This is a genomic window from Deinococcus radiophilus (assembly GCF_020889625.1).
Lineage (GTDB): Bacteria > Deinococcota > Deinococci > Deinococcales > Deinococcaceae > Deinococcus > Deinococcus radiophilus.
Genome location: NZ_CP086380.1, coordinates 1,278,755 through 1,291,778, shown reverse-complemented (window position 1 = coordinate 1,291,778; position 13,024 = coordinate 1,278,755). Strand labels below are relative to the sequence as shown.

Sequence of the window (13,024 nt, the reverse complement as noted above, 5' to 3'; positions counted from 1 at the left end):
ACTCCTCTCCATCCACCACCCGTCCACCATCTACAATCTTTCCGTGCCCCGCCCCCGCCTGCGCGACGAAACCAAACCTGACACGGCTGGTCTGCTTAAGATTCTGTGGCGCACCCTGCCGGAGCTGTGGCGGTCCTCGCCGCTGCTGGTCACGCTACTGGGTCTGATGGCATTGATCGGTGGGGTGATTCCCGCAGTCACGCTACTGATTTCCAAGTGGGCGGTGGACGGCGTGTCCGAAGTGGCCGCGGGCGGTGAGACCAACCTGGCCCTCTTGGCCGGAGCCTGGGCGGGCGCGGCGTTGCTGGGTCAGCTGACCGGGGTGGCGCGGCAGGTCCTGCAGGGCTACGCCGCCGATAACTTCACCGTGCAGACCTCGCGCCGACTGATGGACAAGATGAACGACCTGCCGGGCCTGGAAGTTCTGGAAGACCCCCGTTTTCACGACGATATTCAAATTCTGCAGATGGGCGCGCCGCGCAGGCCGCTGAATTTGACCGCCACCATCCTGGGTTTGTTGGCGACGGCGGTCAGCCTGCTGAGTGTAGCTGGGGTGCTGCTCACGGTGGGGTGGTGGGTGCCACTGGTGGTGGTGTTGGGCATGATTCCGCTCACCCTGACCCAGATGCGGCTGTACGAACTGGGCTGGAGCATGACCATTCAAAACACCCAGGCATCCAGAGAGCTGAACTATTTTCAAAAGGCGGCGCTGAATCACGGCTACGCCAAGGAAATCCGGCTGTATGGGCTGATGCCCTATCTGACCCACGAGTACACTGAGCGCACGCTGGACTATCAGCGCACCATGCGTGGAGTCCGCAACAAACAGCTGATCGGCGTGCTGCCCGCGCAGATATTGGCGCTGGCGGTCACGGCGGGCGTGTTTGCCTACGCCGTGTGGCAGGCTCAGCTGGGCAATCTGACACCGGGAGCAGTGGTGCTGGTGATCGGTGCGCTGAGTCAGGTGCGCGGGCAGTTGCAGGAACTGGCCGACAGCCTGGGCGTAGGCAGCGAGCACCTGCACTGGTTCGGCAAATATTACGAGTTTCTAGACGCTGTGCCCTCTGTGGCCGTACCTGCCGAGCCGCTTCCGTTGCCGCAGCGCTTCGACCTGACGCTGGACGGCGTGACCTTCGGTTATCAGGGCCACGCCCCGGTGATCGAAAACCTCTCACTGCACATCCCACAAGGGCAGACCGTCGCCATCGTGGGCGAGAACGGCGCGGGCAAATCCACGCTGGTCAAGCTGCTGCTGCGCTTTTATGATCCCAGTCAGGGCCGTATCTTACTGGGCGGAGCAGGCGAGCAGGTGGACTTGCGTGACGTGGACCCGCAAGCCTGGCGCTCGCAGGTGGCCGCCGTATTTCAGGACTATGCCCGTTTCGAGTGGGACGTGCGCCAGAATGTATTGCTCGGTCAGGAAGAAGATGCGCCGCGCCTACAATATGCCGCCGACGCCAGTGGCCTGACGGCCATGCTCCCCCGGCTGGAAAGCGGGATGAATACGCGCATCGGGCAGGCCTACGGCGGGGTGGACCTGTCAGGCGGGCAGTGGCAAAAACTGGTCACGGCGCGCGCGCTGTACCGAGACGCCCGCGTGCTGATTCTGGACGAGCCCACCGCCGCACTGGACCCCCGCAGCGAGGCTGAGGTCTTCCGCACCTTCGCGGAGCTGAGCCGGGGGCGCACTGCCGTGCTGGTCACCCACCGCCTGGGCAGTGTCCGTATGGCCGACCGGATCATCGTGATGAATGCGGGGCGCATCACCGAGGACGGCACCCACGAGGAGCTGCTGGCGGCAGGCGGCGAGTACGCCGAGCTGTGGGCCTTGCAGGCAAGGCAGTACAGCGAGAGCCGTGATTGGCTGGAGCGCGAGCCTGACCCGGCCTCACTTCTCAGCAGTGATTGAAGGTTGGCGGCCTCCTCAACTTCGGAGTGGCTGACCTAGGGAGCAACGTGACTATCAGTGGCGGGCCGTCCCGCCGCTGCATGTGGGCAGATCAATAAAAAACCCGCTCACTCGGAGCGGTTATGTTCACTACTGTAGCGCGTTATGCAGTATTCGTCAAGGTTATGCTGGGCACCCTGGCCGCTTATGGGTCACGCGTGAACCAGTTGTTCCAGAAGTCGCGGCGCAGGCGGTACTGCACTCCGATGCCGAAGCGGGTGCTCTCAGCGGTGTTTTCCAGATTCAGAGACACTGACGTCCGGTTGTCGAAGTTGTAGGCGGCACTCAGGCTGGGCTGGAACGAGTTGGACCCGCCGAAGTCGAACGGTGTACTGACCTTGAAGGTAAAGCGCCCATCCGGGGTGGTGTAGGTGGCGTCTAGCAGTCCGTCACCGCGCAGGTCCACCTGGTATTCCAGGTACAGGTTCTCGGTCAGCTGTGATCCGATGGTAATGGTGCTGCCGCCGTCGCCGACCAGCGCGGGGGTAAAGCGCAGCACGTCCACGCCCAGCGCGTCGGCCAGGGTGCGGCTCAGCTCGCCCAGCACAAAGACATTCAGCGCCGTATTCAGCGCACTGGCGCCCAAGGTGCCGAGGTCGTCCGGCAGGTTCTCCACATTAGGCACGCCCGTCAGCACCAGGGCATAGAGCTGCGACTCGGTGTAGGGAAGACCGCTCTGGGCGTCGGTGCAGGCCGCCGATGCCTCCGTGCAGCGCAGTGTCGTTTGCAGGTCCAGGGTGGCCCCGCCGGCGCCGTCCTCCAGAAAGCGGCCCTGTACGTCCAGGGTCAGTGGCACCGCAACTCCGCCGGTGATCGGGCGGGCGCGGGCGTCGGCCAGGAGGGTGAAGTTGGGATAGGGCGAGGTGCCGCCGAACTCGATCTCGCTGCTGCGCACGTTGAACTCGGTGTCGCGCAGGAGCAGGGTGCCGCGCTGGACACTGAGTCCACCCTGGATCTGGGGCTGTGCCGCTGTGCCGCTCACGACCAGTCCACCTTCCAGCGAGGCCTGGGCCAGACTGTCTTCCAGCTGGATGCCGCCGGGGAAACGCACCGGAATGTCTTCCAGTACCAGGCGTTCCAGCAGTGGCAATGCCGGGCGGGCCTCGGCCGTTTCCTCTTCCCCCTCAGGTTCCAGGTTGGGGAAAGTGGTGTACTGCTCAGGCAGTGGGCTGACGAAATCGCTCTGATCGCCTTCCGCATCCCCCGCCAGAGGATTTTCAGGATCGGGAACCAGGGTGCTCAGGTCGTCGGTGGCATTCAGGCGGCCCAGGATAGCCCGCGCGAAGTTGGCCGACCCGCTGACACGGATATCGTCCCCACCCACATCTTCGCGCAGGGTCAGGGCCGCGTTCAGCGCCGACTCGCGCAGGTAGAGCGTGCGGACGGCCAGGTCGTAATTGGTGGCCCGCACGCTGAGATCCCAAGACGGAATCAACTGACCGCTGACTTCCAGTGTGCCGCGCCCAGTCGCAGCGTTCTGGGTATCGGAGCGGGCATCCAGCACCCAGCGGTCTGGGTCAGCACTGTCTTGAGCGAGGGTGGCCTGCACATTGGGCAGCGTGCCGAAGTTGCGCGGGGCCAGCTGGCCGCTGTAGCCCAGCGTAGATCCAGCCAGCTGCCAGCCGCGCCACTGTCCACTGCCGCGCAGCGTCCCTGCCGAATCCAGTGCGCCTCCGGTTCTCAGTGCGCCGCCCAGGGTCCAGTCGCCGGATTCATTCAGGCGGCCAGTCAGCTGTGGGAGGTCCAGCGAGATGTCGCCTAGGGCGCCGCGCAGATTACGGGCATCAAGGGTGCCCTGTGGCTGCCCGTAATCGCCAACTACGGCCACATTCAGGCTGCCCTTGAGTCGAGGATTCTGCTCGGCCAGGCCCGGAACCAGTGCCAGCAAGGGGGTGAAGGTGGTTTCCGTGAAATTGGCCTGTACATTCACGTTCTGACGGGTGTACTGACCCCGGATATCCCAGGTGCCCGCGCCCGCGAGTTGCACGTTAATGTTCCGCAACTCGCGGTCTGCAAAGTCCAGCGTGCCGGAGCCGGTCAGCGTTTCGGATTCAGCGCCGGTTTCGGCGTCGGGCAAGGTGGTCAGGCGAATGCGTTCAGCCACGACGGTGGCGTTGCCCGACAGCGGATCGGTCAGCGGGGCCTCAAAGCGGGCCACGCCGGTCACGCGGCCATCGGCGAGGGTCTGGCCGGCCAGGGCGTTGGCCACCGCGCCCAGCGGGAGGCCCTGCAACTCGGCGTTGCCCGACAGCACGCCCTCACTGACCCCCGCAAAGATATTGGTGTCGCCCAGATATCCCCGGATCCGCCAGTCCTCACCGATGCGGACCCCCTCAAAGCGGCTGGGCAGCGCCTCGTCAGCCAGATTCAGGTCTGCCGAACGCAGCACGAACTGACCGGCTCCCTCGGTGATGTCCAGTTCGCCGCTGAGCGTTCCGGTCAGGTCGGGAACCAGGTCCAAGGCGGCCATATCTACCCGGCTGAGTGTTCCCTGGAGGTCATAACTCTCGCCGGTGTCTTGCAGCGCCGTCAGACCTACTAGGGTCGGCAGCGCTGCGCCCAGGCTGCCGCTGCCGCTCAGTGAGGCTTCGCCGGCCACGCCGGTCACCAGCAGGTCGGTGCTGAAGGTTTGCCCCCTCAGCTCGGCGCTCCCACTCAGGGCCAGGGTCTGGTCCAGCAGGTGCAGCGGGTATCCGTCGGCACGGACCTGGCCGGTCAGCCCTGCCGCGTCCGAACGGAGGTTGGCGCTCAGGCGGCGACCCTGATTGCTCAGGCCAGCGGCCAAGTTGCCGAACCACAGGCCGCTCTCCTGCTGCTGAACATTCAGGGTGGCCTGACCGCTGGCAGTGCCGTCGCCGCCCAGGTCCAGTTCTGCTTGGACGTTGGGACGACCTTCACGCAGGCTGACCGTCCCGGCCATATCCCCGGCCAGCGGCAGGTTGAGGGCGTCCACCCGCCAGGGTGAGCGCAGCCCGGTGACCGAGAACGGCAACTGGCCCTCGCCGCTGGCCAGGTCCACCGTGCCCTGCGCCGTGAGGCGGCCCGACAGCCCGCGCCAGTTCAGTCCACCCAGGTCTAGGCCCGGCAGATCGGCTGCGACGGTTTGCCCACGCCATTGCACCTCACCGCGCTGCTCGCCGTCGCTGATGTTCAGTCGGCCCGACTGCGGACTGACTGAGCCCGTGGCCTGCCAACTGCCCCACGCTGCCAAGACACCCACGATAGGGTCGGCCAGCTCGCCGCGTGGGGTGACGCTGATCCGGATGCGTGGTCTGCTCACCCTGGCCTGCCCACTCCAGCGCCAGACGCCTGCCGGATCGGGGGCCACGCGGATTTCACCGGACCCCTGCGCCGTCACTCCGTCCGACAGGGTCAGCACGGCACCATCGGGACTGGCGTTCAGTGCCGCGCTCCCCCCGAACAGACCCAGGGTGCCGCTGAGGCGTGGCTGGTCCCACGCGCCGCTCAGATTCAGCGTGGCGGGGGTACTGAGAATTTCGGCGCTGCCCTGCACGTCGCGGGCCGTCACACTGCCGCTCCAGCCCTGCGCCTCGGAGCCTTGTACGTCCACGCCTACGCGGTAGCCTAGGCCCTCCAGCGCGCCACTGGCGCTGAGTTGCCCGGCAGTGTAGTTCAGGTTCAGCCCGCCGCTCAATGCTCCGCTGGCCTGGGCCTTCAGATCGGCGCTGAGGTCAGTGACATTCACCGGACCACTCAGGCTGAGGGTAGACCCGGCCGCCGTAGCCGTCAGGTTGCCTAGCGTAAGGACTCCATTTGCCAGGGTGCCCACCGCCTGCCCAGTCTGGGTCAATTCTCCGCTCAGGCCTTCCAGTCCGCCTGCGAGCGACCCACCGAACGTGCCGCTCAGGTCACGTACCGTTACGCCGCCCAGCGTGGCCTCAGGAGCGCTGAGGGTGCCCTGGACATTCAGCGCGTTCAGGTCGCCGCCCGCCGTGAGGTGCAGTCGGGCTTCGCCAGACGCACCTGCTGTCAGGGCCAGCGGGTTGAGGTCGGCCTGTGCCGAGAGGGTCGGCAGCCAGCCACGGCTTGCCGTCAGGTTCAGGGTGCCGCCGCCGGCTGCGCCCGCATCCAGCACGAACTGCCCGCCCTGCCCACGCAGCGTGACGGCTTCTTGCAGGCCTGGTGCCGTGACCGTGGCCGTGCCGCCCAGCGCGGGCCAGCGGCCTTGCAAGTCCAGATCGGCCACGGTGCCGCCCTGCCGCACCTGGCCGCGCACTTCGCTGCTGAAGGTGCGGGCGGCCAGATCAAAGTCCTGGGCGCTGAAGTACACCAGGCCCTTCGTCTCACCACTCAGGTTGACGTTGCCCTGTATGCGTGGGTCATCCAAGCGGCCCAGCAGGCTCACGCGGGCATTCACGTTACCGCCAGCTGTCCAGAACTCGCCGCTGAGGTCAGCGCGGTCCAGCGGTCCGGTCAGGGTGGCTTCGCCGTTCAGGCGGCCCAGTGCCAACTCCTCGCTGCCCAGGGCGTCCAGCGAGACATTCGCCACCTGCACGTTCAGACCCTGCGGCAGGCTGCCGCCAATTCGGAAGAGACCGCCGCCATACCCACCGGCCAGTGCGGCTTGGAGGGTGTTCTCCTGCGGGCGGTAGCTGGCGCGGCCATACAGGGTAAATGGTCCGGCGTCCCGTTGCACGCCGTTCACTTCCAGTCCACTGGCGTCCAGGCTGTCCAGACCGTCAGGCCCGCCGCGTACGTTCAGCTGCCCGGAGGCTTTCAGCGCTTCCATTCCCCACTCGGCAGGCAGCAAGCGGGCCAGGCCCACCTGTTCTTCCTCCTCAAAGCGGAGGTCCAGGCGGTAGCGGCTGTCCACCAAGCTGGCGTCGGCATATACCCGGGGGCCGTTTAGGTGGAGACGTCCGCCGCCAGCGGTCCACTCGCCACTCAAGACGCCGCTTAGCTCGCCGGTGACGTCGTCCAGCTGTCCGCTCAGGCGGGCCTGTACGCTGGACCAGTCGGCTCCGGCCAGGTCGGCGCGGCCCGTCAGGCGCAGCTGGTCGGGGCGGCCCCACAGCGCGGCGATATCCCAGTCCTGCAACTGCACCCAACCTTCGGGACGCAGCGGGGCCAGGCGACCCAGTTCTCCGGTCAGTGCGGCGTCGCCCAGGCGGGCAGTGACGCTCAGCACGCCTGCGCCCACTGCCGAGGCCTGCAAGTTCTCGCCGCCGAAAATGCCGCGCACGTCCAGATTGCCGCGCCATCCCTGGGCACTCCAGGCCAGCGGTCCGGTCAGTGTCAGGTTGTCCTCATCCCGGCGGTAGCGGGCCTTCAGGTTCAGATCGGCGCTCTGGAGGCCCAGCGGACTCTCCTGTCCGGCCACCTGGCCCCCCAGTACCCCGCGCACGGTCCCACTGACCGCCGGACCCCGGAGCTGCGCCTGCCAGCGACCATCTTGCAAGGTTGCGCTCACCGCCGTACCGCCAAGGTTCAGGCCGCTGGAATGGAAGCTGCCAGGTTCTCCCGCCAACTGCCCACTCAGCTTTGCAGTAGGTGCCGCGTAGTCGCCGGACACACTTAGGTCGTAGCGGCCCGCCAGTTGGCCTTGAAGCTGGGCGGCTCCGCTGAGGCTCAGGCGTGGGAAGGCCAGCCCGCTGAGGGTCGCCGTGCCCAACTCGGGCGAGCTGGCCTGGGCTTGCTGCACGCGCAGCTCACCGCCCTCAAAGGTGGCCGGGACGCTCAGGGCAAAGCCGTTCACCGTGCCCTGCACCCGCAGATCGGCCTGACCTAGCGTACCGCCGACGCTGCCACTCAACGATCCGGTGAGGCCAGGGTCCAGGGTGGAGGCGTCAGGAACCAGCACCGAGCCGCCCACCCGCCAGTCGTTCAGGCTGCTTCCGGCTTCGGCCAGGGTCAGGTCCAGCTGTGCGCCGCTCACGTTACCCGACAGCTGGGCGCGGGCGCTGCGGTCCTGGGCCAGCAGGCCGTCCAGCGTGCCCTGCAGGGTTACGGCGCGGCCCTGGTACTCGCCGCTGGCCCGCAGGTTCAGGGTGCCCTCGGCGCTGCCACTCAGGCGGGCGGTGAGTCCCTCGGCCTGCAGGGTGGCGTCGGCGCGGGGGTAGAGGTCGCCGCGCAGCGCAAAAGGCGTGCCCTGCGCCTGCCCGGTCAGATCGGCCCAGAGCTGCCTACCGCGCACCTGCACCCGGCCCCGCGCGGCGGTGTCCACCAGTTCGGTGGCGGTCAGATCGGCCAGCAGGTCGGCCCGCGCCGTTTCCACGCGGGGCGCGGTGATGTCCGGTAAAAAGAGGTCGCCGCGCAGCACGCCGCTGGCCGGCAAATCTATGAAGGGCGCAAGATCAGCCAGATTCAGCGTGCCGCCCGTCACGGTCAGGGCGCGGCCCGCCAGTTGCAGCGGCAGGCGGGTCTCACCGGTCAGCAGCGTGCCACGGGCCTGGACATTCGCCAGATCGAACTCAGCCAGGCGGCGGACCGTCAGGTTGCCCTGGAACGTGCCCGTGTCGGGGAGGTCAAAGTCCACGAAGGGGCGGATATCGCGCACGTCCACCACGGCCCCCTGCAGCTGCAGCGTGCCGCCGCGCAGGGTCAGCGGTGCCCGCGAGTGGTCCGTCGCCAGCACCCCGCGCGCCTGCACCGCTCCGGCGTCAAAGTTAAAGATGTCGGGGACGGTGAGGTCACCCCGGAAGGTGCCGGAGTCAGGCAGGTCAGCCTGGGTGAACGGGCGGATGTCGCGTACATCCACCAGGGCGTCCGAGAGTTGCAGGCGGCGGCCCCGTAACTGGAAGGGTGCCCGTGAGCGGCCTGAGGTGAGCAGTCCGGTGGCCTGTAAGGAATCACCCGGCTGGTCACCGAGCGCGTCCGGCAAGAACAGGTCGCCGCGCAGCAGGGCGTCCTCGGGAACCTGAGCGTCACCGATGCCGAACGCCTGGAGGGTCTGGGCACCCAGGACTCCGCCCGTGACCCGCAGATCGCCGCCCGCCAGCGTGAAGGGGAGACGGCTGCGGGCATGGGTCAGCACGCCGCCCACCCGCAGCGCGTCTGGGGCAAAGCCGCCCGCCCAGTCCACACGGGCCTTCAGGCCCAGCGCTGCACCGTTCAGCCGGACTCCTTCGCTGCGGAGGTGGGCACCGTTCCTGCCGAGGTCGGCGGTCAGGCGGCCACCCTGGAGACCGCGTAATTGTTCCGGCAACAGAGGACTTAATAACGCAGTCTCGGCACTTAGTGTCCCGCCGATTTCCGGAAGCAGGGCTACCCGTCCCGATAGCGCCCCCGTCGGGACGGCGCTGAGGGTACGCCCGCTGCCGACCAGCCGCACTTGACCGCCTCTGGCTGTCTGAATGCCGCCACCCCGCGTACGGACCAGGTAACTGAGGGCCGCGTCGCCGCTCCAGCGGCCATCGGCGTAGGTCAGCCCGCCCACTGTGGCGCGCAGCGGGGTCAGGCTGGCGTTTAGGGGCAGGGTCTGCTCGGGCAGGATCAGGGCGGCGTCCCCGCTGCCAAATTGCTGAGCGCGGAGCGTGATCTGGCCACGCAGGGCCTCCACGGAACCGCTCGCCTGGGCGGTCAGGTAAGGTCCACGGACTCCCACCTGTAGGCCACTCAGGCTGAAGCTGCCGCCCGCGCTGCCGGGGAGCCGCAGCACGCCACTGGCCTGCACGCGGTGATCCGCCACCGTGCCGCTGACATTCACCTGCCCCCGGTTGGCCCGTAGGGTGAGGGTCTGGCCGTTCAGGGTGGTGGTCAGCAGACCGTCGGCCAGACCGTATTCGCTGCGCAGATCACCGCTGACCGTCTGCCCGCCGATCCGCAGCGACTGCGCCCGCAGGCTGAGGTCATCCAGGCCGTTCAGGGTGAGGAAGGCGCGGCCCCCCTGGTCGTCGGTGAGGGTCAACTGGCCCTGAGGCTGAAGTTCCTGACCAGAGACGCGGCCCTGTACCCCGAAGCCCTCGGCCCGGCCCGATACGGTCAGGTCATAGCTTTGCTGCGCAGCATTGACGGTGCCAGCGGCCCGCAGGCCGTCGGGGTGCGACGCCGTGACACGCAACCTTGACCAGGGACCGCGCGCCGTCACGGCGTACCCACCCTCTGCTGTGCCGACCAGATCGGCCTCGCCCTGCCAGCCTGCGCCCCAGCGGACGCGGCCCCGCACGCTGGCGGCCTGGCCCTGAAACTGCAAGGTCTGACGGCCCTCGGCGCTCAAGACGCCTGACGCGCCGCTGTAGCTCAGGTTCAGGTCGCCCCAGCGCCCGCTCAACTCTGGCTGTGGGGTCAAGCGGCCTGTCAGGGCCAGCGTCTGCGCAGGCAACTCGGCCCCGCTCAGGGTCAGCGGCCCCGTGCGGCCACTTAAGGCGGCGTTCAGGTTGTCGTAATCCCCGAAAATACGCGCCTGGAGGGTCTGACCGTTCAGGCCGGTCACGCCCCCCAGCTGGCCCAGCGTGACTGACCCGCGTACGTCCACTGCCGGATAGAGGGTGCCGCTGGCGACGGCGCTGAATCCAGCCAGATCGCTGCCCGCGCCGCCGCTCAGCCGCAGGCCCTGGGTGGTCACGGTGCCGCCAGCGCGCCGCAGGGTACCAGCCAGGGCTGCGCCCGCAGCCTGCGCCTCAATCCGGGCGGTGCCACCCAGTCCGGCCAGGTTCAGGTTCAGCGTGCCACTCAGATCGGCCAGTGGAGAATCCTGCCCCAGCACACCGCGCAGCACTGGTCGCAGTGCCCCCAGATTGACGCGGCCCTGGGCGTCCCACTGCTCGCCCTCTATGCGGCCCTGTGCTCGCTCGCCGCCGGTTCGCAGGTCGAAGGTCACGCCGCTGCCTTCCAGCTGCACGTCGGCGGCCACAGCCGCGCCGTCCAGGGCCAGGGTGGTTGCGAAGTCCCCGCTCAGTTCGGTCACGCCACTGAGGGTGATGGGACGGCCCGCATCCCCCAGCGTGCCCCGCCAGCGCGCGCGATTGCCCTCACCGGTGGCGGTGACCTGGAAACCGTCGCCGGTGCCGCGCAGGGTACCGCGCAGGTCATCCAGGCCCAGCGAGGCATTCAATTGGCCGTCCAGGCGAACCCCATTGCTGACGCGCAGGTTATTGAGGCTGGCGTACAGCCGCTCACCACGCCACTCCAACTGTTGCCCACTGGCGGTCCAGCGGCCCTGTTCTTCGCCCCAGTTGACCCTCAGAGGACCACTCAGGGGGTCTTCCAGCAGGCCACTGCGGACACTCAGCACGCCGCCCAGCAGGGTGTTGTTCACATCCAGCCCGCCCTGACCACTGAGGGTGACGCCGCTGCCCTGAAGACCCTGCGCCTGCCATTGCCCACGCCAGTCCCCGTCAAGGTCCAGGCGCAGCGAGCCGCCAGTCGGCTGGGTCAGACGGGCCACCGTTCCTGCCTCGCTGAACTGGGCCTGGCCGTCCAGCGCGAACCCAGCCAAGTTCAGGCCGCGCCCGGTCACGCGCAGGTCACCGGTTCGTCCGGTCACCGCCAGGTCGCCACTCAGGGCGCTCAGCGCAGGCCGCAACCGGAGATCCACCAGGGCGCCGCTCAGCGCCAAGCGGCCATCCACTGGACCGCCCAGACCGTTCCCGGTAATGGTGGCGATGTCGGCGGGTTCGCCGTCCAGCAGCTCCCGTGCGATGGTGGCGTTCAGGTCCAGCGGCGCGTCCAGCAGTTCTCCTTGCCAGTCGACCCGCCCAGCTCCCCCAAAGTTCCACACACCGCTCAGGCGCTGCTCGCCTAGCAAGGTGGTGTCGGCGTCCAGCGTCCAGCGGTTGATCTGTGGTTCGTCCTGCCCCTCTGCCAGCAGGTAGCGGTAGTCCATCCCCAGCCCACTGAACGGCAGACCGGCCAGCGAGCCGCCCTGGCTGGTCGCCTCGGCACCCACCGTGACGCCACCCCAGCCGGGGCCAGTGTTGCGGGCCCAGGCGCGCCCGCTCAGCTGACCCTCGCCGGGAGTGCCGAGCGCTTCGCCCAGTTCCGCCAGTTGCGGCGAGGCCAGCAGTTCGGCCTTCCACTCCTCGCGGGCCAGATTGACGTTGACCCGCCCCGTGACCGGCTCGCCGTAGCCTACGCCGCGCAGGCCCACCTGAATCAGGTCGCCCCGGTGAATGGCACTGCCGGTAATCTCGGTCACTTCGGCCCACTCGGCGTCCGGCACCTGCACGCGCCCGTCCGTCAGCTTGATGTCGCCGCGCACCGGCCCCTGACCCAGCACATAGACACCGCTCACCGTGCCTTCTTCTACGCCTTCCCAGTAGTAGCGCAGAATCCGGGCGTCTCCCTTAAAGGTCGTGACATATTCGGTCCCCTGCGGCGTTTCCTGCAGGCGCAGCTGAGCGTTCAGGGCACCGTTCTCGGTTTGCCCGGTGGCAGTGACGACGCCGTCTTCCTGGGTCAGTTTGAAGGTGCCGTCCGGCACGTTGGCACCTTCACCATTCACCGTCAGCGACGTGTCCGAGACGGTGAGCTGGCGCAGCTGCACCTTCCAGCCTTCTTCGGTGGTGATGGCGTCCTCACCCTGTCCCAACAGTTCGGCCAACTCCACGGCCACTTCAGCGTTTTTCAGATCAACCGAGACATACAGAATCTTTTGCCCGAAATCGAAGCCCGCTAGCCTAACCCCCAGACGCTCGGCGCGGGCCGTGATACCTGGCAGTTCTACACGGGTACCCTGGAGGACCGGGTTCCAAAGCGGTCCGTCAATTCGCTCAGCGGTCACGTCCTCGGTCACACGGGTCAGAATCCAGCGGCCCAGCAGGGCCGGAGCGTAAGCCGCCATGAAGGCCAGGAGCAGAGCCAGGGCCGCCGCCGAGAGCGCCGCAGTGCGCCGCCGTGAGCGGGCACGGCGCACCGGAGCTTGGGGCACTGCTTCCGGCCTGGTCATGCGTCGGTTCCGGCTGGCAAGGCAGCAGAATGCGGCAGCGCCTGACCGACCCGGCGGCGACCACCGGGGGCCGAAAGTCCTGGGGGGAGTGGACCTTCAGGGCGTTGCAACTGGTTCAGCAGGTTGTGGTGAAGCCTCAACCACATCAGGATCTTATCTTACGGGATCAGGCAGTGAGAAACTCGCTGCTGCTCCGTGCCGTGTGGGTGGGCGCTGGAGGGCCATGCAGC

2 protein-coding genes are annotated in these 13,024 nt (G+C 67.8%); one reads left to right on the top strand and one right to left on the bottom strand.

Annotated features, from left to right (window positions below):
- Nucleotides 1-43: 43 nt before the first annotated feature.
- On the top strand, nucleotides 44-1,909 hold the full coding sequence (locus tag LMT64_RS06475; protein WP_126351421.1) for an ABC transporter ATP-binding protein: 1,866 nt from the start codon (nucleotides 44-46) through the stop codon (nucleotides 1,907-1,909).
- A gap of 184 nt (nucleotides 1,910-2,093) precedes the next feature.
- Here the strand turns inward: LMT64_RS06475 and LMT64_RS06470 are convergent, their stop codons facing one another.
- Nucleotides 2,094-12,794, bottom strand: coding sequence for a translocation/assembly module TamB domain-containing protein (locus tag LMT64_RS06470; RefSeq protein ID WP_126351420.1), 10,701 nt, complete (start codon nucleotides 12,792-12,794; stop codon nucleotides 2,094-2,096).
- Between the last annotated feature and the right edge of the window lie 230 nt (nucleotides 12,795-13,024).